Consider the following 25,404-nt stretch of genomic DNA (forward strand, 5'->3'; position numbering starts at 1 on the left):
GAAAAATGCTAGAATACGGCGCTTATCTTTCGTTTGCCTTTCATAGTTGTTCGTCATGACTACCAATACTCAAATTACTGAAGATCGTATCCTGATTCTGGATTTCGGTTCTCAATATAGTCAGCTCATCGCACGTCGTGTTCGTGAAGCTGGTGTATATTCTGAAATGTATGCCTATGATATGTCTGAAGAAGACATTCGTGCATTTAATCCAAACGGGATCATCTTGTCTGGTGGACCTGAGAGTGTTCACCTTGAAGGCAGCCCACGTGCGCCGCAAGTGGTATTCGAACTGGGTGTGCCGGTATTGGGTATTTGTTATGGCCTGCAAACCATGTGCGAACAGCTTGGCGGTAAAGTTGAGCCGGGTCATGTACACGAATTTGGCTATGCAGAAGTAGATATTGTCGTACGTGACAAGCTGATCGGTAATTTACAGGACCGTGAAAACCAGTTGCATGTCTGGATGAGCCATGGTGACAAGGTTGCCCGTATTCCAGAAGGCTTCCAGATCACTGCACAAACTCCAAGCTGTCCAATTGCGATGGTTTCTGACGAAACTCGCGGTTTCTATGGCATTCAGTTCCATCCTGAAGTAACACATACTTCTAAAGGCGCAGAATTACTGTCGAACTTCGTTCATCAAATTTGTGGTTGTCGCGGTCTGTGGACGCCAGAACACATTATTGATCTACGTGTAGAACAGCTTCGCCAACAGATTGGTGATGAAAAAGTATTACTTGGTCTTTCTGGCGGTGTGGATTCATCTGTAGTGGCAGCACTGTTGCATAAAGCAATTGGTGATCAGCTGACTTGTGTGTTTGTAGATAATGGTCTGCTTCGTTTGAACGAAGGCGATCAAGTGATGCAAATGTTTGCAGATAACATGGGTATCCGCGTGATTCGTGCTGATGCAGAGGAACGTTTCCTGACTGCACTGGCTGGCGAAGTTGATCCAGAGAAAAAACGTAAGATTATTGGCCGTGAATTTATTGCAGTCTTCGCTGAAGAAGCCCGTAAATTAGATGGCGTAAAATTCCTGGCTCAAGGTACGATTTATCCGGACGTGATTGAATCTGCCGCAAGCAAGCAGGGCAAGGCGCATGTGATTAAATCGCATCACAATGTGGGTGGGTTGCCGGCAGACCTGGCGTTTGAACTGGTTGAACCGTTACGTGACCTGTTTAAAGATGAAGTACGTAAATTGGGTACGACTTTAGGTTTGCCACACAGCATGATCTATCGTCATCCATTCCCGGGCCCAGGTCTTGGTGTGCGTATCCTGGGTGAAGTGAAAAAAGAATATGCAGACATTTTACGTCTTGCGGATGACATTTTCATGCAGGAATTGCGTGCCAGCGGTTGGTATGATAAAACGGCTCAAGCCTTTGCAGTATTCCAGCCAGTGAAATCGGTGGGTGTAGTCGGTGATGGCCGTCGTTATGCATGGGTGATTGCACTGCGTGCGGTAGAAACCGTGGACTTTATGACGGCTCGTTTCGCGCATCTTCCTTATGATTTAGTCGATAAAATCTCGACCCGTATCATGAACGAAATTGCTGAAGTTTCTCGTGTTGTGTATGACGTATCGTCTAAACCACCTGCAACGATTGAATGGGAGTAATTTAGGGGTTTCGGACAGCACTGCTGTCCGTCTAAATTACGCCAAGCGCTATGCTCGCGGCAGTTTAGGAATCTAAACTTTCCAAATTAAAGAAGAGTGCTTAGGCGCTCTTTTTTATACTTTTTTAAATAGATAAGAGACTTAAGCCGGCTTAACCTGCCAGTTTTGCAGCTCTCCATCTAAACTCTGATCTGGATCATAAGCCTCAACCCGATTCCGACCATTGGCTTTAGCCTGATATAAGGCGATATCAGCCTGTTTAATCAGGGTCAGTAAATCGGTTTCACAGCTTTCCAGAATGGCAGCACCAATAGAAATACTAAAACTGAAACGATGTTGACTGTCTAGGTCGATCACGATATTTTCAATTTTATGCCTTAAACGTTCAGCAATTTTTAAAGCATCATCGAGAGAAGTTTCAGGTAAAAAAGCAATAAATTCCTCGCCTCCATAGCGCGCCAGAATATCATGCTGCCGCATTTCACTATGGGTGCTTAGTGCTATCGTTTGTAAGACCTGATCTCCAATATCATGCCCATAACGGTCATTAATCTGCTTGAAATGATCAACATCAAATACCAGTAAGCTCATGGGTGCAGGTCGAGCAAGATTCTGCTGTACCAGTTGTTGAGCCAGTTATTCAAAACATCGACGGTTGTTCAGGCCAGTGAGTGAGTCAGTATGTGCCATATTTTCAAAGGCCTGACGATTATATTCATTCAGGGTATATTGCAGGAATACAATGCGTGATTTTAAGGTCGAGTTCCAGCTGATATAAAGACTGAAGGTTAATACCGGCAGATAAATCAAGGAAAATAAAAATATCTGATACGGGTCAGCATGGGTATTGAAATATACACCAAGATAAATAACCAGAGTAATCAGGCCTGAAGTAATCAAAGACGGCCAGAAACGGATCTGTACACACAAATTGGCCAACACAATAAAGACCAGGGATGCATATTGATAAATAAGGACAGAGGCACTTTCGGACTGATTCAGGTTAAAGAACCAGATGGCACTTGCACCAATAACTGAAGTGGGCAAGAGCAGATCAAAGACAGGCAGATTGCGGTAAGAATGATACATCCAGATCGTCACCATGACGATCAGAAGGGTATAGCTGATTTTGGTCAAAATGAGCAAAGTAAGGATATCGTTGAGTACCACAATATCGGCAAGGGTATAGGATGCATAGGCCAGCTGTGCAAATAAATTAACCTGTAATAGGTATTTTAAAGTAAGTTGTTTTTGATGAGCATAATAAGCTGGTTTTAAGGGTGCAGGAATACGAACAAGCGGCTCTTGAAGAGCCTCCTGAATCAAGCTACGAGATTCTTTTTCATAATCATGAGGCATGCAGCCTTCCCAACTTAAAATTTATAAAAATGAATAAGATAAAATTTATATATAGTTGTATAAAAAATATTCTATTCTTTTGTTAAATTTTTTAAAAGTGAAGAAACAAATTTATTTGATCAGGTGAAAATATCTGATTAATACTTCTCAGGATGAGCTTGGCTTGTTATAACAAACCAATCTGGGTTCAACTTTAATTTGTGGCTGATTGAACTGGCTGAGTGCTCGATTTAAATACATTCCAGGGATTGTCTGTTGCAGGCTTGGCCTGATCCAGTATGTCAGGATGATAGACTTCAATCCGGTTGCGTCCAGTTTTTTTGGCCTGATATAAAGCAATATCCGCTTGTTTGATCAGGTCTTCCAGAGTTTGGGTATGTGATTCCAGTTCTGCTATCCCGATCGAAATAGTAAATCGGATGGCATGATTAGGTTTGACATAAATGTACTGCTTTTGAATAGCACAACGAATTCGCTCTGCAATCACCAGGCTGTCTTGTAGCTGAGTATCCTCCAGAAGGGCGATAAATTCTTCCCCGCCAAAACGTGCCAGTACATCGCTATGTCGCATTTCTTTACGGGTCACTTCAGCAATGAGTTGCAATACCCGATCACCAACATCATGTCCATAGCTATCATTAATATTCTTAAAATGATCAACATCAAACATCAGCAGGCAGCTACTGGCATGTCTAGGCCATTGATGAATTGAACGTTCAGCCATATCGACAAAATGGCGACGGTTATATAGCTGGGTCAAATCATCGGTATGTGCGAGATTTTTTAAGGTTTGATAGTTCCATTCGTCAAGTAGGGAACGCAGAAACGAACGCCGAACATTTAGAATATTATTCCAGTTAATATAGATACTAAAAAACCAGAGAGGACTAAAAACTACTGCAAAAATAAAAGCTTGAGATGTACTCATTAACTGGTTGGCCCCCAGCATGATAAACAGGGCAATCAAGATGGAACAATAGACCGCGACTTTAAACTGGGTCTGTATACAGAGATTGGCGACAAGAATAAAAATCGCAGAGGCATAAATATAGGTGGCCACATGAGGACTACTTGAAAGTACCAGTAAGCCAATCCAGGCCGCTGCGGCCACAGTCGTACCTATAGGCACGATTCTATCCAGAACCTGAATGTTTTTATATTTTTTAAACAGGTAATAACAGCAAAACAGTGCGCCCAGAACCAGAACCACACGTATCAGCCCGGACATAAAAAACATGTCCGGAATAATCAGGATATCAGCAAAAAAATACAGAAGAAATGCTATTTGTGCCAGATAGTTAATTTGACGCAAATTTTGATGACTATGGGTATAGACGTAATCATAAAAATATTGCTGAAACGGAGCAGGAATACGGGCATGCGGATCTGTCAGCGCCTGTTCAATCAGCTGACGGTTTTTCAGATCACATTCAGATAGTTTTAGTGATTTATCAGTCGTCGAATTTTGAAAAGATATATTCGTCGTTGAATATATATTCTCATTCTTAGCAGACATGTCCTGGTCCAGTATTATTTTTATAGGTGCCTATTATGCCGTGATTGAATAAAAAATAACCTCCTAAAAATTGGGTATCCGGAAGGATTTTGCATTTAAAACGTAACAAAATTTGTGTTTTCAATTATGGAAGTAGTTGAAATACATGAAAAATCATCTTATTTTCCAAAATTTTAAAATACTATTCATTCGTTTCACGTGAAACATGGCTGCTCAATACTTCTTTGTATACACCCCATATCATCTCCTTAAGCCAGGTAGCTGCATCAAAAATTTTTAAGCTAACTCAAGTATTTGTATTTACAATACAAATCGTATCAGCTGTTCAGATTTTAAATAGGGTAGCCATTAGAATACTTAATACGTATCTAAATATTTCTAGAGATAGATTTTGAATCTAGACCCTGTACATTGTCCTGAGCAAGGGGCATTTTGGATCAGTCTAATGTGAATGTCTCACCCACTCCGGAACTGGAATGAAAATGCCGAGGTAAACTCAGCCATGTCGACCAATAGTGATATTGAACTGTCCAATTCTGATGATTGTGAAAAGTATGTAAACCGGTTTATTCAGGAATTTCCTTTACGCCGCGCAGAAATCGGGCAGGGTACCGTGATTAAACGTGCCTTGCCAAGCAGACACAAGCGCATGATAGGTGCCTGGTGTTTTCTCGATCACGCCGGTCCTGCCATTTTCCCGCAAGGAGATGGCCTAGATATCGGACCACATCCGCATATCGGGCTGCAGACTTTTACCTGGATGATCGAAGGCAGCATGATGCACAATGACAGTCTGGGAAATCAGCAATTGATTCGTCCCAAGCAGGTCAATCTGATGACCTCGGGCTATGGTATCTCACATACTGAAGTCTCTCCGGAAAGTGAGACCCATATGCATGCAGCACAGTTGTGGATTGCCTTGCCGGATGACAAGATCAATATGGCACCGGGGTTTGACCATTATCCTGAATTACCGGTGGTCAATGAGCAGGGTATCGAGTTTACCGTGCTGGTTGGAGAGTATTTAAATACCAGATCACCGGTTAAAGTGCATAGTGAATTGCTGGGCGTGGATCTGTATGCAGATGAAAGTAGCAGTATGCGTTTGCCACTGAATCCGAAATTTGAATATGGCTTTATGGTACTTGAAGGTACGGCCAGTATAAATGGACATGAACTGACAGAGGATAATATGCTGATCCTGGAGCCCGGGTTGCAGCAGGTCAATGCTGAAATTCATGCCAGAAGCCGGGTGTTATTGATTGGAGGAGAGCCATTTGAAAGCCCGATTTTATTATGGTGGAATCTGGTTGGGCGTACGGTAGAAGACCTTAAAATTGCACGGGAACAATGGATGGAGGGTCATGAACGTTTTGGTTCTATTCCAGCTTATGATGGGCCACGTTTAGAAGCTCCTGCATTTCCAGACCGGATGCGTGCTTCCCGATAAAGGCTAAAAATGATGGGAATATAAAGCGCTGGCTGAATTGAGCTCAAAGAGTGAATCTGCAACATGGGATACATATCATTACAGTCATCAAAAAATGAGCTAGAGTTTGCTGCTTTTTGCTATGCTCGAAAAGTAAGAACAATAAAATCATGAGTCTACTATGCGTGTTTTACATCATCTCGAACAATCACGATCATTTCGTATCCTGTGGGCCATGGAAGAATTAGGACTGGATTACGAGGTTAAATACTATAAACGTCAGCCCAACCTTTCTGCACCACCGGCCTTAAAGCAGGTTCATCCGTTGGGCAAAGCCCCGATTCTGGTCGATCAGGGTCAAGTACTGGCGGAATCTGCAGCGGTCCTGGAATATTTACAGGAAATTTATGACGAAAAGCAGCAGTTTCGCCCAGAAGATCCTGCCGACAAGGCCCAGTACCGTTACTGGATGCACTATGCGGAAGGTTCGTTAATGCCGCTGCTGGTAATGCAACTGGTAATGACCACTGTACCTAAACATACCCCGTTGCTGATTCGACCAGTCGCCAAGAAAATCTGCGATGGAGTGAAGAAACAGTTTGTACAGAGCCGCTTAAAAGATCATATCCAGTTTCTGGAAAGCTATTTGAGCGAGCATGATTATTTTGCCGGACATTTCAGTTTTGCCGATATTCAAATGAGTTTTCCTTTGGAAGCGATGCAGAGTCGGACAGGCCAAAGTTATCCGGCCATTCAGGCCTATCTGAAACGGGTCTCGCAACGTGCAGCCTATGCGCGTGCACTGAGCAGGGAAAAACAGATCAGCTCTTAAATGCTTAAAAGAAAAGGTGCCGATGGCACCTTTTTTGATTTTGTGAGATTAGTCCGGGAAGCTGAGACGTTCTTTGGGGAAAACCACCTTAAACGTGGAACCTTGGTTTTCTTTGGACTCGATTTCCAGATGTGCCTGATGTTGCATCAATACATGTTTGACGATGGCAAGTCCCAAACCGGTACCACCAGTACGGCGACTGCGGTCTGAATCGATACGGTAAAAACGCTCGGTCAGACGTGGCAGATGCTTGGGATCAATGCCGATACCGTTATCTTGCACCACAAAATAGGCCGATTCACCATCATCATGCCAGCCGATAGTGATGGTGCCACCTTTAGGCGTATATTTGATGGCATTGGTGATCAGATTACTAAAAGCGCTGGCCAGTTCCATGTCTGAACCGATCAGATCGCAATGGCTGTCAATGTCCAGATTCAGGGTATGACCATAATCCATATTATAGGCCTGAGCATCATCGAACAGCTGGTTCATCAGACTCGGCATTTCAATGATCTGGTTTTTGGCAATATTCTTGTCATTTTCCAGACGTGACAGTAACAGCAGGTCATTGACCAGTGCATTCATGCGTCGGGTCTGCGACTGCATCTGATCAAAGGCCCGTTTCCAGCGTGGATTGATGTCTTCCTGATCGGTGAAGGTTTCAATATAGCCACTGAGTACGGTCAAAGGAGTCCGTAGTTCATGGGAAATATTATCGACGAAATCTTTACGCATCTGTTCCAGATTATGCATCCGGGTCACATCATAAGCGACCAGTACCCGGCTTTCTCCGCCAAAACGGGTCATTTTGACCTGTACATAATGGTCTTCAAACAGTGAAGAACGCATTTTCAGGCCGTCCGGAGATTCATCAATGTGATGATAATATTCAATAAAATTCGGTTGGCGCAGCAAGGTCAGGATATTACGGCCACGGTCATCACTCGAGATTCCGAGCAGACGTTCCGCAGCAGGATTCCACCATTCAATCTGCTGGTTTTCATCAATTAAAACGACAGCTTCTTGCAAGGCTACCAGAGAAGACTGTGCACGATCGATCAGTTCAACCATTTCTGCCTGAACAATCCGTTCCTGACGCTGGGCGCGGTAAACATTGAAAAGCAGTGCACCCCAAATTCCGCCAATATTGGGCGGAACATCATAGGGGCGGTTGGAAATCCATTCATTGACCAGGTATAAAGAACGCATCTGGGTCGCAAAAAACGCCACGAAGGCGATTACGATACAAATCCAGAAATACCCAATCCCAAAACCGATAAAGCTGGCGATAATCAGAAAAAAAGCCAGCAGGCGTAAATCCTGCTTGGCGAAATCCCATAAACTGCTGTAACGGATTCTTTTGTGCTCGCGTGCCAGTTCGGGGACAGGGTAGGGTTCATACATAAAACAAGATTTACCTTAAATGATATTTAACCTAAAGCGACATCGGAACGGGTCGAGAAACGATAACCTGTGCCACGTACGGTCTGTACATAACGGTCCACGCCATAGGGTTCCAGCACCTTGCGCAGGCGACGGATATGCACATCAATGGTCCGGTCTTCAATATAGACGTTACCGCCCCATACCTGATCCAGCAATTGTGCACGGGTATAGGCACGTTCCGGATGGGTCATGAAGAATGCCAGCAAACGGTATTCGGTGGGTCCCATTTCCAGAATATTATTGCCAAAATTCACCCGCTGGCTGACCGGATCCAGAATCAGGCCATTGGCATCAATGGTTTTTTCACCGCTCAGGGCATTGGCACGGCGCAATACTGCCTTAATCCGGGAAACCAGTTCCCGGGTCGAGAACGGTTTGGTCATGTAGTCATCGGCACCGGCATCCAGACCTTGTACCTTGTGATCTTCTTCACCGCGTGCTGTCAGCATGATCACCGGGATTTCAGACAGGCTTTCATCACGTTTCAGACGACGACATAAGTCCACACCGCTGACACCACCTGGCATCATCCAGTCCAGCAAAATCAGTGCCGGACGCTGATCCACAATCATCTGATGCGCCTGCTTGGCATCTTCTGCCTGCAAGCACTGAAAACCGGCCATATCCAGAGAGGTATGGATCATTTCCCGAATCGGGAGCTCGTCATCGACGATTAATATGTAGTCATCTTTCACAACGCAATACCCTATTTCATGTAAACGGTGAGCCGTTTTATATTTATGACAGGCTTATTACAAAGACTAATTATGACAGTATCATTGCAGAAAGGGAAAAACTGCTGAAATTCACAAAGATTTGTGACAAATATAGCGCATAAAATTGTTAAAAAATCATAAATTAATTTTACCTGTTTCCAAGATAAAGCATAAATTCACAACTACACTGGAAAGCTCATAATACCTTTTTAACAAAAGGATTTAACAGCTATTTTTTCTCGGAAAATGACTCTAATAGTGCTAAAAAAACCACACTGCAAGATGATAAAACTTCTTCAAGCGAATGCTTAAAACCGCTCATCACCCAACGAATGGCAATTTGGGTGACATAACCATTTAAACCGGTCGAAACCAGGGAAATTTCCTGCTCGCTACGATTTAACTGCGGCATCATTAACATGACAAAAGCATGAATCATACGGTCAAAACGCGACATGGTTTCATGAATGGTGGCCTGATTATGCAGTTCCTGTACCAGCATGGCATCAATATAAATGATCCTGGCCATACGTGGATTGTCACGCAAGGTGGTGAGTAGGGCTGTCAAACCGGCTTCGATCATTTTTTTCGGATCACTCGATGCCTGCATCATGGCCTGCATCACATTCTGTTGCAGTTCATCAATCAGTTTCAAAAAAATGGTCTGAAACAGATCTTCGCTTTTCTTGAAAGATTCATAAAAATAACGTTCAGTCAGTTTGGCTTCATTGCAGATATCTTTGACCGTGACTGAAAAAAAGCCGTAACTGCCATAGGCTTCAATTCCAGCTTCGATCAACTTTTCACGACGTGCCTGCTGCCGCTCCGCCATCGACAGGCCTTTAAACTGACGTTGTCTGGTTTTGGCGGCTCGTGGTTTCACTGCTGAGTCGATTGAATCGGTCATAAGGCCTGAGTGCTCATCTGTATAAAGATTTTGAATATCTTAGCAATAAATCACGCTTAGACCTACATGAGAAATTCTGTCCCGAAAGTTGGCCTCTAAGGACATGGGATAATTATTGACAATCCGTATTGTCAAAACTATATTGAGGATCTGTGCTAGCTCCTGAAACAACAGAACAAGATCCTGCTGTCATGGAATGGCAGTAGTTTACATAAGGAAATTGAATGAAAAATTTTAACAATAAAGTTGCCGCGATTACCGGGGCCGGTTCAGGTATTGGCCAGCAACTGGCGGTACTACTGGCCCAGCAGGGTTGTCATCTGGCACTGAGTGATATCAATGAACAGGGTCTGGCGCAAACGCTCGAATTGCTCAAAGAGAGTGATGTCCGTGTGACTATCCAGAAAGTGAACGTGGCTGATCTGGAACAGGTGCGTAACTGGGCAGCACAGGTTGAACAGGATCATGGCAGTATCAATATGATCTTTAACAATGCAGGCGTTGCACTAGGTTCAACTGTGGAAGGGGCATCTTATGAAGAACTGGAATGGATTGTCGGAATCAATTTCTGGGGTGTGGTGTATGGCACCAAAGAATTTCTGCCACTGATCAAGAAAACTGGCGATGGCCATATTATCAATATTTCCAGCCTGTTTGGTTTAACGGCTCAACCGACCCAGTCTGCTTATAATGCGACCAAGTTTGCAGTACGTGGTTTTACTGAATCCCTGCGTCAGGAACTGGATATGGAAAATTGCGGAGTCAGTGCACTCTGTGTACATCCGGGGGGGATCCGTACCAATATTGCCAATGCAGCAAAAATGAATAACAGCCTACTGACTTTAGGTATGAATCCGGAAAAATCGGCCCGTAATTTTAATAAATTATTGCGTTGTCCACCTGCAGAAGCTGCCCGTCAAATTCTGGAGGCGGTACAAAAAGACAAGCGCCGTCTACTCATCGGCAATGATGCCAAAGCGATAGATCTGATTCAGCGAATCTTGCCGACCGGTTATCAGCATGTCACTGCACTGGCGACCCAATTTGGTAAAAGAAAGAAAAAGTCTGCTTAAGAAACTGTAAAACAGACCCGCGAAAGCGGGTTTTCTTTTATGGCAATAATCATAGTCTGACTCTTTAGCAGGTCAGTATCTGAGGTAATGTAAGGCTTTTGAATTATAAAATTTTTATCTAGATCAAGGTCTCAATGGTCTTTTTCTTCCAGACAAACTGATAATACAGTCCCTGCAAAATACACATGCTGACAAAGGCCAATGCATAGGCATACCAGATACCTTCCAGGCCCCACCACCGGCTAAACAGATAAGCGGCGGGAACTTCAATACATAGAATGGCGAAAATATTAATCAGCATTGGCATAGTTACCGTACCACTGGAACGCATGATCGAAGCAAAAATGGCACTGGCGCCAAAAAACAGAATTGCCCACAAAACAATGAACAGCAGTTTTTGACCGAGCACCACCACCTGGGGGTCGGTAATAAACAGCGCCATCAGATATTTGGAAAACAGGTAAGCCAGAATCACCAGACCACCGGTGAACAGGATATTCATAATGAGCGCAGTGCGGGTAACTTTATTCAGCAGATCCGATTTGCCTGCACCAATGGCTTGAGCAGCAAATACAGATGCAGCTATCGCAATCGATAAGGCAGGGAACTGAATATAATTTAAGACCTGATTGACTGCGCCATAAGCGGCTGTTGCTTCTGCACCATAACGGTTAACCAGTCCGACAATTACCAGACCAGCCACTGAAGTCGTGACCATTTGTACACCAGTTGGAACTCCCAGTTTAAGGATGGTTTTGCTTAACTGGGGCTGATGACGAATATTTTTTAATAAAGCCCAGTCGAGCTTGAGCGGATGCTGCTTGTGCTTCAGATACAAAATCAAAAATACCAGAACTGCGAGATTTCCCAGAATGGTAGCAAGTGCCGGTGAAATAATGCCCATTTTAGGAAAGCCAAAGTAACCGCCAATCAGGACAGGTGTCACCACCAGACCTACCCCAATGGTGATGACGGAAGCAAATAGGGGCGTGGTACTGTCTCCGACACCACGCAGAATGGAGGTATAAACAATATAGATAAAAATTAAGGGGCTACCTACCAGCATCCACTGCACATAAGGCAGGGACAAATGCATCACATCAGGATCTGTGCCGAGTGCCAAGAGAATATTTTCAGCAAAAATCACCCCAAAAAGCGCAATCAAACTGCCGCCAATCAAGGTCATAAATAAAGTTGAACCAACCACACAGCGGACTTTTTCTATATTTTTCCCGCCCCAAGCCTGGCCAATCAATACGGTAGAGCCGGCGGATAAACCAATCACAAAAGCCATCAGGCAAAACAGGATTGGAAAAAATACTGCAACAGCAGCAATGGCGTTAACGCCTAGCATTTGTCCCACAAATATTGTATTGACCGTGCCAGAAAGACTTTGCAGGATATTAGTCACAATCAATGGCACCAGAAAAACCAGAAAGGCTTTCCATAAATTCTCTTGGTGAATCAATGCTTGCTGTGCCATGCGACATCCTGTGATTGGATTATTATCTACTTATTTATTGCTGTAACTATTATTGGCTAGAGTATAGAAAAAAGCCTTAGCTTTTAGGTAACTAAGGTACTTATTTTATAAGGTTTTTAGTTAAAAGGTGAGTTAAACCTTTGAAAGAATTTGACCTGCCTGGATCAGAGTTTGTTCTTTTTTTGCAAAGCAGAACCTGAGTAGACGTAAATCGGCAGGAGGGTGCTGGTAGAACGCGGAGACTGGAATCGCGACAATCCCATGTTGTTCTGCCAGAAAATGGCACATGGACAAATCATCGAGCTCAGGCCGAATCTCTGAATAATCTAAGTTCTGGAAATAAGTTCCTTGAGAGGGTGTCCACTTAAAGCGTGACATTTCAATGGATGAGTTAAATAAATCCCGTTTGTTTTGATAGAAAGAGGACAGTCCAGGTATATGCTCAGGATGCAGTTGCATATATTCCGCCAAGGCAACCTGAACGGGCGTCACACCGCAGAAACTGGCAAACTGATAAATCTGTCTGAACATTTTCATGAGTGCCGGTGCAGCAATACAAAATCCGGTTTTCCAGCCCGTGACATGGAAGGTTTTACCAAAAGAGCCAATCACGAAGCTACGCTCGCGAAGTTCTGGAAATGACCACGCCGAATGGTGCTGAACGCCGTCAAAAACCAGATGTTCATAGACTTCATCGGACAGCACCACAATATTGCGCTCGCGAATCAGCTCGATCAGTTGCTGCCAGTCTGCCTTGGACCAGACACTCCCACTCGGATTATGCGGAGTATTCACCACAATCATGCGGGTACGATCATTAATGGCATCTTTGACCTGATTCCAGTCCACAGAAAAATCAGGATGCTGCAAAGCAATATGCACTGGCTTTGCCCCAACCAGTTGAACCGCAGGTCCATAACTGTCGTAGCTTGGATCGAAAATAATTACTTCTTCCCCGGCACGCACCGTGGCTTGAATGGCACAAAAAATCGAAATCGTGGCCCCAGGCGTAATCGTGACTTCCTCGACAGGATCAATAATCAGTTGATCACGCTGCTGATAGAGATCTGCCACCAGACTTCGCAAGACTGGCAGACCATCTCCCGGAGCGTACTGGTTAAATCCATTCTGGCTAGCCCGATTTAAAGCTTCAATCAAGGCAGGAGGCGCTGCAAAGTCCGGAAATCCTTGAGAAAGATTCAAGGCCCCGAGTTTTTGTGCCAAGGCCGACATGGTACTAAAAATGGTCACGCCCAAATCAGGTAATTTAGAAGGGAGTTCCAGCATGTCCTTGGCCTTGAAGAATGAGATCTGAATAAGTGTAGCAGCAAGTTCCGTATAGGATAATCAGAAAAATATGGAATGTTGGGCAATAGTTTAAATTAAGATGTACCACATGCGATTTAAGATTTTTAATTGAAGGTCCATAAATTAAAGGCCTAATTATGTGAAATGCATCGTAAACTGGACGAAATAGATAACTTTTCCTAAAATCTGCCGCACAATAATAAAGCTTAAAATGATAACTATAAAATGCCAAAACCTATCCATATGCTGCTGGAGCAGCTCGGGCTTAAGCGACAGCATCGTGCGCTACATTTACAGTTTTCACATCCTCCTTTAAATCATCAGGTTTTGATTCAGCGGATTGAGGGTCAGCATCAGATCAATCAAGGCCTGCATGCTGAACTGATCTGTCTTTCCACTCATGCTCATATTGCCTTGAAACAGTTTATCGGCTGTCGGGTGGCCATTGATCAGGTCACAGACCGGGGTGAACTTTTCCGGACTACGGGCATTATTACTGCAGCCAGCCAAGGACAGAATGATGGAGCTTTGACCCTGTATAAACTGACGCTGAATGATGCGACTGCACTCTGGCAGAAGCGCCGTAACAGTCGGGTTTTTATGAATAAGACGGTGCGCGAAATCAGTGAAATCCTGTTCAGTGAATGGCAAAACAGAAGTGCATTATTCGCGGCCAGTCTCAGCCTGGATTTGACAGGACTCAGCCGGCACTATGATGTCCGGCCTTTTGTGATGCAGTCGAATGAATCGGATTATGATTTTCTGACCCGTTTATGGCGTAGCGAAGGAATTAACTGGCTGATTGATGAAAAGCAATTAACTGTGCCTGTATCAGCCAGCGAGATTCAAGCTCAGCTTTTAAAACTGGTAGATCATTCCCAATATTTTTCAGCTTTAAAACGCCGCTCCATCCGGTTTCATCGTAGTCATGCCACCGAACAGCTCGACACGCTGAACAGTCTGATTGCGGTACGTCAGCTCAATCCGAATAGTACCCAGACCCAGCGCTGGCATGCCCAGCAACTTGCCCAAGATCAAAGCCAGCCTTTATTCAGTAATCATCAGCAAAGTGATATTCACGCAAATGCCACTCTTCAGCTTGAAGATGCGTGGAACATCAGTCCGGCCTGGACCGGCGACTTAAATCATGAGGATCAGGTGACAGTATCTGGTATAGCTCAACTAGACCGACTCAATCAGCAGCTCAGTGACTATCATGCTTTGCAGTCCAAATATTTTAAAGCCAGTAGCAGCGTACGAGATGCTCAGGTCGGATACTGGTTTGAACTGCAACAGCATCCTGAAATTGATCAGCATCCTGCCCATCAACGTGAATTTCTGATTTTAGCTAAGCGGTTTTATAACCAGAACAATTTACCCAAAGACATTTTATCGCAGCTGGACAGTTTGCTTGAGAAGAGTGGTTGGCAGATGACACAGGAGGAACGACAGGCCAATGAACTACAGATTGTGCGCCGCGAAATCCCGGTTGTTCCTGAATATCAGCCTTTCATTCATCGGCCTGCTGCATATCCGCAACGGGCTCGAGTGGTCGGACCTGAAGGTGAAACGATTCATGTCGATGCATGGGGACGGGTGAAAGTTCGTTTTCTGTTTACCCGGAGTGAGGATCATCAGCATGATGGCGGTGCAGGCAGCAATGACAATGATAGCGATTCTGCCTGGGTGGATGTTTTGACCCCTTGGGCGGGTGAAGGCTATGGCATCAGGTTGCATCCGCGAATTGGCGAAATTGTGGTGATTGATTTCTTTGAAGGTGATATCGACCGGCCCTTTGTGGTGGGGCGGATTCATGAAGCAGAACGGCATCCGACCATGTTTGATGCGAAGGGAGAACTTCCTGCGACCAAAAAACTCAGTGGCATCCGTTCTCAGGAGGTCGATGGTAATGGCTTTAATCAGTTGCGTTTCGATGATACCCCTGAACAGATTAGTGTGCAGCTGCAAAGTAGTCATGCAGCCAGCCAGCTCAATCTGGGAAATCTAAGCCATCCTAAAGATAGTGAAAGCAGCGATGGTCGGGGAGAAGGTTTTGAGTTAAGAACGGATCATTGGGGTGCCATACGTGCAGGGAAAGGCTTGCTGATTTCCACTTATCGGCAAGAGTCAGCCGCAGGCAATCACTTGGAGGCTGACTCAGCCAAAGAACAGCTTGAATCGAATCTCAATCATAGTAAAGCCTTGAGTGATATTGCTGAACAACAGCAGACTGATCCGCTGCAATTTTTTGATAGTTTAAAACAGTTTCTGAATCAGATTGAAGCTGAAGATCAAGCCAAGGCTGCCGCATTTAAACAGGCGGTGATGCTGTTAACTGCCCCCCAATCGATTGCACTGAGTACAAAGGAAAATATCCATTTATCCGCTGATCAGCAAATCAATCAGAGTGCCGGGGACAATATTCATTTTTCCACACAAAAGTCTTTAGTCGCTCATGCACAAGACAAGATCAGTTTATTTGCTGCTCAAGAGGGTGCAAGTCTCTATGCTGCTCAAGGAAAAATTGAACTACAAGCCCAAGATGATGCGATTGAAGCGATTGCCCGCAAGGTAATCAAGCTTATTTCGACTGAAGACAAGATCGAAATCACCAGTCCGAAAGAGATTGTACTGACCGCTGGAGGGTCTCAAATTAAGATCAATGGTGGTGGAGTGGTGGTCACAACTGGTGGGAAATTTGAGTGTAAAGCCGGGCAGCATAGTTTTATGGAAGGGGCTAAAGTTAAAGCCGAAATACCTACTTTGCCCATGGTTCAAGATATTAAAATCTTTACAAATAAATGGGATTTTTATGATCTGTTCTATGAAGCTAATTTTGCAGAGGTTAAATATAAATTAATCAATAATAAAAATAATACCTATGTGTCAGGAACCCTTGATCAACATGGTCGAACCCAACGTATGAATACTTACAATAATGAAGATTACGATATTCTGATTGGCACAGCTGATGAATGGACTGTTTCAATAGACGACAGTGGTGAAGATGATGATTTTGAACATGAGTGTAATTGTGGATTAACTGACAATCATGAACATGATGAAGGGATATAAGTATGGATTGTTTAGCAAATATTAAATTTTTAGATGCCCTTGACCAGCCCATTAATGATTTAGCTCATCAGCTATGGGTGGGCTCATCGCTAATATCTGATTATATTACTCTTCCTATTGGTGAATCTGTTTGGATTAAGCGTCCAATAGGTACAATCATTGACGTAAAAGTTAAAAGTTTTACATCTGGTGAATATGAACCTAAAGTAAAAATACAACTTATTGGAGAAAAGACAACTTTTATTATACGTAGTCCTAAAGTGTTGCTTAAAGGGATGAGTTTGTCAGCTAAAGATATGGCGACAGGTAAGTATATAAGGTCTACGTATATCGTTGCTGAAGGTGATTATCTATCTCGAATAGCAGATGATAATCAGACAACCGTGGCTGAATTGATGCATCTTAATAATTTAAAAAGTGATATAGATATACATCCACAGCAAATTCTCAAACTTCCAGTTAGGAAAGCAGAATCCTCAACAATTGCATCGAATGGAAAATCACAAGTAACAGAATCTAGCCAGCAAGAGAAAATAAATATTATTGTTGTTCAACAAAAAGATACTTTACCTTTGATTGCAAAATTAACAGGTAATTCTGTAAATGAAATCAAGAAGTTAAATGGTTTAGCCAGTGACAAGCTAAATCAGAATCAAAAATTAAAAGTTTATGCTCGTAAAGAAGTATTTACTATTGCGAAAACAAAAAATGAAGATAAAAAGCCTTTTACTCCACCAATAGTAAAACAGGATGCATCTAAGAATAAAAAAAATGCACCAACAGCCAAGGTAGAATCTTCTGTTCCTACTAGCTCTAAAGTTTCACAGAGAAATGAAAAATCAATAGCAAAATTACATCCCCAAGTTCAAGATAAAATTAGAAAATTCATTAATGATGTATATACTAAACACCAAGTACAGCTTGTAATTGTTCAGGATTATCGTACATATACACAGCAAGATGCTTTATATGCAAAAGGGAGAACAGCCTCTGGCAGTGTGGTAACGAATGCAAGGGGAGGGCAAAGCAATCATAATTTTGCCCTAGCAGTTGATGTGTTTCCTTTATGGGAGGACGGTAAATTACATATGGATGTAAAATCAGACCAGAAAAATATCAAGATCCTTAAAAAGATTGCTCCTATTGGAAAGGGGATTGGATTGGAATGGGGTGGAGATTGGAAATCAATTATCGATAATCCCCACTTTCAGCTTAAAACTGGGAAAACAATGGCTCAGCTTAGAGAATTAACTGAGAGTGCGGGTGGTGACCCTCTAAAGGTAAAATATGATATTCAATAAATTTTATATAATCCTCTTAATATTTTTAACTGCTTGCAATAGTTCAGCGAATCAGAGCATTAGGAAAAATATTGAAGAAAAAGTATTTGAATTAGATCTCACGAATGAAGGAATAAGCGCAGAAGGTGGTGGAATTGAGTTGTATAAAGATAGAAATTTTTGCTCACTTCTACTCAATATTTATGGGGAAAATGGTCAAGAAAAATATAACTTTAAGTTTAAAAAAAATAATTTAATAGAAACATCTTACTTGAAATATAGATATAAAAATGGATTGTTAGTTACTGATGATGAGTTAAAAGATCTCATTACAGATGATAGTACTAATTCCGATAATGATAGGGAATTAGTTAGCAATAAATCATTTATTGGGAGTACAAATAAAAATATCGCTAAAAAATTTGATATGTATAAGAAAAGAATACCAAAATCAGTTTTAACGAAGAACTGTAATTAATCTGAATCACATATAAATATAAAAATTTGGCTTAAAAGATAGCTGAAAAAAATTTAACTAAAACTAATAAATAAAAGGCTTTAAAAAGAATCTAAAGCCTTTTATTTATAATTTAAATTGAATATTAAAAGTTACCCTTCCAAAACCTCTTCTAGCAACTCCTCACTCGGTGCAAAGTAATAGGCACCATCCAGAGGTGTTACGAAATGCAATAGACGGTCATGAATCCCATCGCCAGAGGTACCGAACATACGTTCTAACATAGCATCAATAATTTTCAGGTCTTTGGTATAGGCAATAAAGAATAGCCCCTGGTCACCACGTCCATCACCATAAGGCAGAGAATGACGTAGGATTTCCATTTCTTCGCCTTCTTCATCTTCAACTACAGTACGTGCCACGTGCGCATTTTTAGGTTTGACTTCATCATCCAATTCAATAGATTCAAGCTTGGTGCGACCCATAACCTGTTCCTGAGTATCGACTTTTAGCTTTTTCCATTTTTCCAGGTTATGCGCATAACGCTGGGCAAAAATAAACGAACCATCTTGGAAAATACCTGAATCTTCACCTAATAATGCGACTTCAGCACGATCATCCGGGAATTGTGGATTTTCAGTACCATCAATAAATCCGGTTATGTCACGACCATCAAAATAGCGGAAGCAAACCCGTTCATCTAGCACCTGAACCTGGTCCTGACTGCCTTCAAAAAAAGCCTGACTGAGCGCAAAACAGATATCAGCACGGGCACTGGCTATATGAATGATCATATCTGCTGGAACCACAGGCATTTCAAATGAACCATGAATGGGTTCAAGCTGTTTAAAACCTGCAGGACTTTGTGAGTACAGGCGTGACCAGAGCTCAGGCCCAAAGGCTACCGCCGTTTTAATTTGTGCTTGAGGATGTTGCGTGATCAGCCGATCACGTGAAGTAAACAGATGTTCAAGTTGTTCTTTTAATTTTTCAATACTTAAATCTTTAATACGTAAAACAATAAAGCGGGCATGATCTGAAGGAAGTGGCAAGATTACCGATTGGGCTGTCATTCATGGCTCCTGTAAGAATAAGTCCTGTTTTCTAATTTCTATATTGTGCCTGAAGCCAGACAGAGTGAATAGTCCAATGCTTTATATTTAAGCAGGTTTTTAGCCTGATTTTATTGGAATATTCATATAATATTGGGTGGGTTTTGCTGAGTGAAATGTTCATGTCCTATCAATTGTGGTTTGCCTATATGCTGGCCTGCTGGGTGATTAGTGTGTCCCCGGGCGCAGGAGCAATTGCATCAATGTCGAGTGGGCTCAACTATGGTTTTCGGCATGGTTACTGGAATGCGCTGGGTCTGCAACTGGCGTTATTGGTGCAGATTGCAGTGGTTGCGGCAGGTGTGGGAGTTTTATTTGCAACCACACCATGGGCATTTTTGGCGGTGAAATGGTTTGGCGTGGCTTATTTGTTGTATTTGGCATATTTACAGTGGAAAGCACCCGCACAATCTATCGAAATTAAACACGAATTGGCACGTAAATCGGCAGGTAAACTGGTATTACATGGTTTCTTGGTCAATATGAGTAATCCCAAAGCCATCGTATTTTTACTGGCAGTCCTGCCACAATTTCTGGACTTGTCCAAGCCGCAATGGATTCAATATCTGATTATGGCAGCAACGATGGTGACAATTGATCTGATTGTGATGGCCGGTTATACCGGACTGGCGGCTAAAGTTTTAAGGCTACTTAGATCGCCGAAACAACAAAAAGTCATGAACCGGACTTTTGCCGGTTTATTTGCTGGCGCAGCATTTTTATTGAGTTTGGTGCATCAATAGAGATTGTTTGCTCTCTCCTTTGGAGAGAGCTGAATGGGTTAATAGAAAATAAAAAGTATATAAAAGTTATAACGATGCGAAAGAAAGATTAACTCAGCTTTTTAAACTTCTGGATACAAAAAATTAATGCAAATAGGGTGGCCATGGTCAGGACAATAGTTAGACCTGTTGAAGTGTTGAGGCCTGCACTAGACCAGAGGCCTACGGTCACCCCAATTTGTGCAATCACGAATGCCCAGATCACCATTTGACGAGGGGAGTTTGCCAGTAATCGGGCAGTCAGGGCAGGGATCACCAATAATGCACCCATCAAGAGTGAACCGACTGCTTTTAGAGCAAGCACGGTAAAGAGTGCTAACAGCAACATGAAAATCAGGCGTTGCCATTTGGCATTGACGCCTTCACTGACCGCCATGTCTGGATCAATCGCGATTTGGATCTGCGCTTGCCAACTTTTATATAGCACGGCTAAGGCCAGACCAATGACAATGGCAAAAGTCGGTAAGTCAGTCCAGGAAATCGTGAGTAAATCACCAAATAAATAGCTGAGCAGTTCCGGTCTTAAGCTGGGTAAATGCTGGATGAATAACAATCCTGAGCAGAGCAGGGTCGCTGAGCAAAGTGCAAGTAGGGCATCATTGGGCAAGCGAGGATCGTGCAAAATCCAGAGAATTCCGACCAAAAGTAGGGCCAAAAAGGTCACACCTACCCAAAGCGGTAAACTTAAAGCGCCAGCAAGCGCTACACCCAATAAAGTGCCGTGTGCCATGGTGTCGGCAAAAAAGGACATACGACGCCACAGCATGAGACAGCCCAGTGGGGCAGTCAGAAATACCAATAGCGTACCCATGATCCATGCAGGTAAAAGGAGTTGTAACCAATCCATCATGGTTTAAGCTTCCGGCTCTGGGTGGATATGAGGGCGTGAATCATGCTGACAGGGGGTCGCAGAGTCTCCATGAGCACAGTGGTCATGATGATGTTGGTAAAACACCCGGTTGGTACCAAAAATAGCCTGGTATTCCGGATGTTGCTGCACGCTTTCTGGCAGGCCACTACAACAGATATGCTTGTTCAGACAAACGACACGATGTGTACCCTGCATCACCCATTGCAGGTCATGTGAAACCATGAGAATGGCACAGCCATATTTTTCTGGCAGGCTGCGGACATATTCATAGAGTTCCGCTTCGGACTGGATGTCCAGACCCTGCATCGGTTCATCGAGAACTAGAATATCCGGCTGGCGCAACAAGGCGCGAGCCAGTAGCACCCGTTGACGTTCGCCACCAGACAACTGCTGAACTTTGGAGTCTTGTAGGTTATTAATGCCGGTATCGCGAATAATCTCGGTTTTAATTTTGGCGGGGCACTTTTCTAGTGCCAGTAAATCCTTTACCCGGAGCGGCAAGCTATGTGAAGGATTGAATTTCTGTGGCACATAAGAGAATTTAAGCTTGCGCGCAGTCGTGATTTCACCTGATTGCGGTTTCAGAATGCCGAGCATGACTTTAATTAAGGTTGACTTACCCGCACCGTTTGGACCAATCAGTGTGACAATTTCTTTCTCTTGCAGCGAGAAATCAATGGCTTTTAGAATATCGCGCTCATCGATTTTGACCCAGATCTTGGAAAGCTGAATCAGGGGAGGAGCACTTAAGCTTTGTTGCGGCACTGCTGACAAATTCCTGAAATTTCAATAATACTATGATGTGCAGTGAAGTCGTCCGAGCTTGCCAGTGCATCGAGTTGATCCAGTAGACCCTGCGCTGAAGCTTCTTTGACGGCTTTACATCGGGTACAGATTAAAAAAGCAGCCTGATGTCCTTCACGCGGATGGCAACAAGGAATATAGGCATTGATCGAGGTCAGGCGATGAATCAGACCTTTGCTTAATAAAAAATCCAGGGTACGGTAAACGGTTGGGGGGGCCGCAGGGCGATCACTGGCATTTTTCATTTGTGCCAACAGATCATAGGCACCCATTGGACCATGCGCATTCAGAATGAGTTCCAGCACTTCTTTACGTAAAGGTGTCAGACGTGCACCGCTTGCTGCACAAAGACTTTCAGCTTCGACAAGACGTTGTGCGACATTCGGATGGTCGTGCACGCCGTGCAATGCGTTGTGGTGTTCGTGCGAACAGGAACCCATAGTTCACCTCAAGTGCGAAACTGAAAATTAATAGATTTCAAATCTTAGCATGAAGCGTTCTGAGTTTCGATTGGGCATAGGTATTTTTGTATTTTTGTTATATTATAACACTCACTGATTTTATCGTTTTTTAAGTGATTCCTGCCCATGTTCCGTCTCCTTGCAATCAGTCTGCTGGCCTTGTTCAGCACACTCAGTTGGTCACAAAGTCTGGTGGTGTCTACTCAGCCGATCTATCTGATCGCCAAGAAAGTTACCCAAGGCGTGGAACAGCCGACCTTATTGCTGGCCAATCAGAGCGGACATGATGTGAGTCTTACCCCGGCACATCGTAAAACCATTCAGGATGCGGGCCTGGTCATCTGGCTCGGCAAGGCGCATGAAGCACCATTGGCCAAAGTGCTGAATGAAAGTAATAAAGGTATTGCACTTTTAGACTCTGGGATCTTGACTACCTTGCCGATGCGTAATCCGCGTGGCGAGGCCTTAAAAAATACGGTAGATACGCATGTCTGGCTTGATCCCAACAATGCAGTACGGATTGGTTTCTTTATTGCTGCATTGCGTTCGCAGCAATTACCGAAGCATCGTGAACGCTACTGGAAAAATGCCCGTGACTTTGCACAGAACATGTTTGCTACGGCCCAGCGTTACGGTTCAAGCAGTAAAGCCCAGCCCTATTGGTCCTATCACGATGCCTATCAGTATCTGGAGCGTCCACTGAATTTAAAATTCATGGGGGCATTAACAGATGATCCGCATGTCTCGCCAACTGTGGCACAAATCAAGTTTCTGCAGGATCATCGTCCACAACGTAAAATGTGTCTGCTGGCCGAAGGTCATGCCAGTGAAAATCAGTACCGAAAACTCAAACCGGTGGTGTTCCAGGATGTAGATGAAAGCATGAGCGGTGCAGGGGACTTCGTAGAAGCGTGGCAGCAATTGGCGGCAAAAACTCAAAAATGTGTGATAAATGCGCGCTAATGATTTAAAAAATGCACAGATTTTGATTAGTTTAGCAGCATTGACCCGATTTAAAAAAACGCGACTAAGGTCGGGAAAAGATTGCATGTTCAGGGGTGTAACTCTATAATGCCTGCGATTAAAAATAATCACCTGTTAAACTTGTCAAGCATGATTGCTGTGAGTGAATAAATAATGAGCCGAACTAGTCGCTTGATTGACCGACGATTAGCGAAAGCTTTGGTCCTCCTGCAAGCCTGTATGATCCCTGTTTCAGCCTTGATCGGCTGGGTCGTGAAAGACTCAACCGCAGCCTTGAGTGCAGCATTAGGTGCGCTCGTATGTTGGCTCGCGACTTGTTATTTTTCGTGGCAATCGTTTCGAGCAGCAGGAGCCCGCGCGTCTAAACAAGTTCTTTCGAACATGTATAAAGGCTTAATGGGAAAGTTTGCCATTGTGATTGTTGGTTTCATTTTGATTTTAAGCAATGTTAAGCCGTTGTCAGCGGTGGCGTTGTTTTGTGGTTTTATGCTCGTTCAGGCCATGTCGTGGGTCGCTCCATTTTGGGCGTCACGTCTACAAAAATGAGTATAGGCACAACAAAAAATTGAAAAGTTTTTTAGGAGATGAACGAGATGTCAGGCAGCACGCGATGTTCGTTCACTCTATTTAGTATTTGACATTGACCAGGTGTGATTTATGGCTGCTGAAGAACATGCGCTTACTTCGACCGAGTATATCAAGCATCACTTGACCAACATGACCTATGGCAAGATGCCGGATGGTTCTTGGAAGTTGGCTGAGACTGCTGATGAAGCTCAACAGATGGGGTTCACTGCTATTCACTTGGATTCAATGGGTTGGTCAATCGGCCTTGGTGTCATTTTCTGTTTGCTGTTCTGGATTGTAGCGAAAGCTGCAAATGCTGGTGTTCCAACCAAGTTCCAGTCTGCAATTGAAATGATCATTGAGTTTGTTGACTCAAGTGTTCGCGACACTTTCCATGGCAAATCACGCTTAATTGCACCACTTGCATTGACCATTTTCGTGTGGATTTTCCTCATGAACGCAATGGACTTGATCCCAGTTGACTTTATCCCGTATACAGCTCAATTGATTGGTGCAAACGTGTTTGGTATGGACCCTCATCACGTTTACTTCAAGATTGTTCCATCTACTGACCCTAACATTACCCTTGGTATGTCATTGTCTGTATTTGCACTGATCTTGTTTTACAGTATCCGTGAAAAGGGTATTAGTGGTTTTGTCGGCGAATTGGCACTTAACCCATTCAATCCAAGTAACCCAGTTGCAAAAGCGTTGCTTATTCCAGTGAACTTGATTTTGGAATTGGTAACCTTCCTTGCTCGTCCAGTTTCATTGGCTCTCCGACTGTTCGGTAACATGTATGCAGGTGAGTTAATCTTCATCCTAATCGCGTTATTGCCGTTCTGGATCCAGTGGGCGTTGTCTGTGCCTTGGGCGATCTTCCACATTCTTGTTATTACGCTACAGGCATTCATTTTCATGATGCTGACTATCGTATACTTGAGTATGGCTAGCGAAAAACATTAATGGTATTGCCTGACTGTCACGAGATGGTTGGGCACAGTTTTCTAACTTAATTTGGTATAAAACCTAACCTCTGAGGAATTATCATGGAACTCACTTTAGGTCTAGTTGCAATTGCATCTGCTATCTTGATCGCTTTTGGTGCTTTAGGTACTGCGATTGGTTTTGGTCTTCTAGGCGGCCGTTTCCTTGAAGCTGTAGCTCGTCAACCAGAATTGGCTCCACAACTTCAAACTCGTATGTTCTTAATCGCGGGTCTTCTTGATGCTGTGCCTATGATCGGTGTTGGTATTGGCTTGTTCTTCATCTTCGCTAATCCATTTGTAGGTTAATCAGCTTAATTCCGAAATTC

General features: G+C 43.5%; 22 protein-coding genes and 1 pseudogene. 12 read left to right on the forward strand and 11 right to left on the reverse strand.

Translation table 11 applies throughout. The features are described from left to right. Window positions 1-55: 55 nt before the first annotated feature. Entirely contained in the window at window positions 56-1,624 is a 1,569-nt protein-coding gene (guaA, locus tag AY605_RS13725) for a glutamine-hydrolyzing GMP synthase (RefSeq protein WP_064096934.1), read from the forward strand. A gap of 141 nt (window positions 1,625-1,765) precedes the next feature. Here guaA and AY605_RS15365 read toward each other — a convergent pair. Then, window positions 1,766-2,983, reverse strand: a pseudogene (locus AY605_RS15365) (GGDEF domain-containing protein). 193 nt (window positions 2,984-3,176) lie between these two features. After that, window positions 3,177-4,499, reverse strand: coding sequence for a GGDEF domain-containing protein (locus AY605_RS13735; RefSeq protein WP_064096935.1), 1,323 nt, complete (start codon window positions 4,497-4,499; stop codon window positions 3,177-3,179). 502 nt (window positions 4,500-5,001) lie between these two features. Here AY605_RS13735 and AY605_RS13740 point away from each other — a divergent pair. Next, window positions 5,002-5,949, forward strand: a complete 948-nt coding sequence (locus AY605_RS13740) for a pirin family protein (protein ID WP_064096975.1) — start codon at window positions 5,002-5,004, stop codon at window positions 5,947-5,949. A 160-nt stretch (window positions 5,950-6,109) separates the two neighbouring features. Then, a complete protein-coding gene (locus tag AY605_RS13745; protein WP_064096936.1) occupies window positions 6,110-6,760 on the forward strand; it encodes a glutathione S-transferase family protein in 651 nt (216 codons plus the stop codon). A 48-nt stretch (window positions 6,761-6,808) separates the two neighbouring features. On the opposite strand, the gene phoR is transcribed toward AY605_RS13745, so the two are convergent. From phoR to AY605_RS13760, 3 genes are all read right to left on the reverse strand, one after another. Then, window positions 6,809-8,167, reverse strand: a complete 1,359-nt coding sequence (gene phoR, locus AY605_RS13750) for a phosphate regulon sensor histidine kinase PhoR (RefSeq protein ID WP_064096937.1) — start codon at window positions 8,165-8,167, stop codon at window positions 6,809-6,811. 26 nt (window positions 8,168-8,193) lie between these two features. Continuing rightward, a complete protein-coding gene (gene phoB / locus AY605_RS13755; RefSeq protein ID WP_064096938.1) occupies window positions 8,194-8,904 on the reverse strand; it encodes a phosphate regulon transcriptional regulator PhoB in 711 nt (236 codons plus the stop codon). Window positions 8,905-9,154: 250 nt separating this feature from the next. Beyond that, entirely contained in the window at window positions 9,155-9,832 is a 678-nt protein-coding gene (locus AY605_RS13760) for a TetR/AcrR family transcriptional regulator (RefSeq protein ID WP_064096939.1), read from the reverse strand. A gap of 224 nt (window positions 9,833-10,056) precedes the next feature. Here AY605_RS13760 and AY605_RS13765 point away from each other — a divergent pair, with 224 nt between their 5' ends. Beyond that, the gene (locus AY605_RS13765) at window positions 10,057-10,905 is read left to right on the forward strand and encodes an SDR family NAD(P)-dependent oxidoreductase (RefSeq protein WP_064096940.1); all 849 of its coding nucleotides are present in this window, start codon (window positions 10,057-10,059) and stop codon (window positions 10,903-10,905) included. A gap of 118 nt (window positions 10,906-11,023) precedes the next feature. Here the strand turns inward: AY605_RS13765 and AY605_RS13770 are convergent, their stop codons facing one another. Together AY605_RS13770 and AY605_RS13775 are read right to left on the reverse strand one after the other, a co-directional pair. Further along, window positions 11,024-12,388 (reverse strand): MATE family efflux transporter, encoded by a 1,365-nt coding sequence (locus tag AY605_RS13770; RefSeq protein ID WP_064096941.1) that lies wholly within the window; start codon window positions 12,386-12,388, stop codon window positions 11,024-11,026. Between the two features lie 132 nt (window positions 12,389-12,520). Then, window positions 12,521-13,675: a methionine aminotransferase gene (locus tag AY605_RS13775; protein ID WP_064096942.1), complete on the reverse strand. Its 1,155-nt coding sequence runs from the start codon at window positions 13,673-13,675 to the stop codon at window positions 12,521-12,523. A 246-nt stretch (window positions 13,676-13,921) separates the two neighbouring features. On the opposite strand from AY605_RS13775, the gene AY605_RS13780 reads away from it, so the two are divergent. The 3 genes from AY605_RS13780 to AY605_RS13790 are packed head-to-tail and all read left to right on the forward strand — an operon-like array spanning window position 13,922 to window position 18,529. Beyond that, window positions 13,922-16,771, forward strand: coding sequence for a type VI secretion system Vgr family protein (locus tag AY605_RS13780; protein ID WP_064096943.1), 2,850 nt, complete (start codon window positions 13,922-13,924; stop codon window positions 16,769-16,771). Between the two features lie 2 nt (window positions 16,772-16,773). Further along, the gene (locus tag AY605_RS13785) at window positions 16,774-18,072 is read left to right on the forward strand and encodes a LysM peptidoglycan-binding domain-containing protein (protein WP_064096944.1); all 1,299 of its coding nucleotides are present in this window, start codon (window positions 16,774-16,776) and stop codon (window positions 18,070-18,072) included. Beyond that, complete coding sequence (locus tag AY605_RS13790; RefSeq protein ID WP_064096945.1) at window positions 18,059-18,529, forward strand: hypothetical protein; 471 nt, start codon at window positions 18,059-18,061, stop codon at window positions 18,527-18,529. Before AY605_RS13785 ends, AY605_RS13790 begins: the two co-directional genes overlap by 14 nt. Window positions 18,530-18,660: 131 nt before the next feature. Here AY605_RS13790 and AY605_RS13795 read toward each other — a convergent pair whose 3' ends face one another. Beyond that, entirely contained in the window at window positions 18,661-19,581 is a 921-nt protein-coding gene (locus AY605_RS13795; protein WP_064096946.1) for a Dyp-type peroxidase, read from the reverse strand. 161 nt (window positions 19,582-19,742) lie between these two features. On the opposite strand from AY605_RS13795, the gene AY605_RS13800 reads away from it, so the two are divergent. Further along, complete coding sequence (locus AY605_RS13800; RefSeq protein WP_064096947.1) at window positions 19,743-20,363, forward strand: LysE family transporter; 621 nt, start codon at window positions 19,743-19,745, stop codon at window positions 20,361-20,363. An 88-nt stretch (window positions 20,364-20,451) separates the two neighbouring features. Here the strand turns inward: AY605_RS13800 and znuB are convergent, their stop codons facing one another. From znuB to AY605_RS13815, 3 genes are read right to left on the reverse strand one after another with little or no spacing between them, the layout of a single operon-like run. Further along, on the reverse strand, window positions 20,452-21,252 hold the full coding sequence (znuB, locus tag AY605_RS13805) for a zinc ABC transporter permease subunit ZnuB (RefSeq protein WP_064096948.1): 801 nt from the start codon (window positions 21,250-21,252) through the stop codon (window positions 20,452-20,454). 3 nt (window positions 21,253-21,255) lie between these two features. Beyond that, a complete protein-coding gene (gene znuC / locus AY605_RS13810; protein ID WP_064096949.1) occupies window positions 21,256-22,038 on the reverse strand; it encodes a zinc ABC transporter ATP-binding protein ZnuC in 783 nt (260 codons plus the stop codon). Beyond that, window positions 22,020-22,517 carry a transcriptional repressor gene (locus AY605_RS13815; protein ID WP_064096950.1) on the reverse strand — a complete coding sequence of 166 codons (498 nt, stop codon included), beginning with the start codon at window positions 22,515-22,517 and terminating at the stop codon, window positions 22,020-22,022. The genes znuC and AY605_RS13815 overlap by 19 nt, the downstream gene beginning before the upstream one ends. A gap of 147 nt (window positions 22,518-22,664) precedes the next feature. On the opposite strand from AY605_RS13815, the gene AY605_RS13820 reads away from it, so the two are divergent. From AY605_RS13820 to atpE, 4 genes are all read left to right on the forward strand, one after another. Further along, a complete protein-coding gene (locus tag AY605_RS13820; RefSeq protein ID WP_064096951.1) occupies window positions 22,665-23,501 on the forward strand; it encodes a metal ABC transporter solute-binding protein, Zn/Mn family in 837 nt (278 codons plus the stop codon). A 174-nt stretch (window positions 23,502-23,675) separates the two neighbouring features. Then, entirely contained in the window at window positions 23,676-24,068 is a 393-nt protein-coding gene (locus AY605_RS13825) for an ATP synthase subunit I (RefSeq protein ID WP_064096952.1), read from the forward strand. A 111-nt stretch (window positions 24,069-24,179) separates the two neighbouring features. Continuing rightward, window positions 24,180-25,055: a F0F1 ATP synthase subunit A gene (gene atpB, locus AY605_RS13830; protein WP_064096953.1), complete on the forward strand. Its 876-nt coding sequence runs from the start codon at window positions 24,180-24,182 to the stop codon at window positions 25,053-25,055. Between the two features lie 83 nt (window positions 25,056-25,138). Beyond that, entirely contained in the window at window positions 25,139-25,384 is a 246-nt protein-coding gene (gene atpE, locus AY605_RS13835) for a F0F1 ATP synthase subunit C (protein ID WP_000424060.1), read from the forward strand. Window positions 25,385-25,404 lie beyond the last annotated feature (20 nt).

Origin of the sequence: Acinetobacter sp. SFD, from assembly GCF_001647575.1 — a bacterium.
Lineage (GTDB): Bacteria > Pseudomonadota > Gammaproteobacteria > Pseudomonadales > Moraxellaceae > Acinetobacter > Acinetobacter pecorum.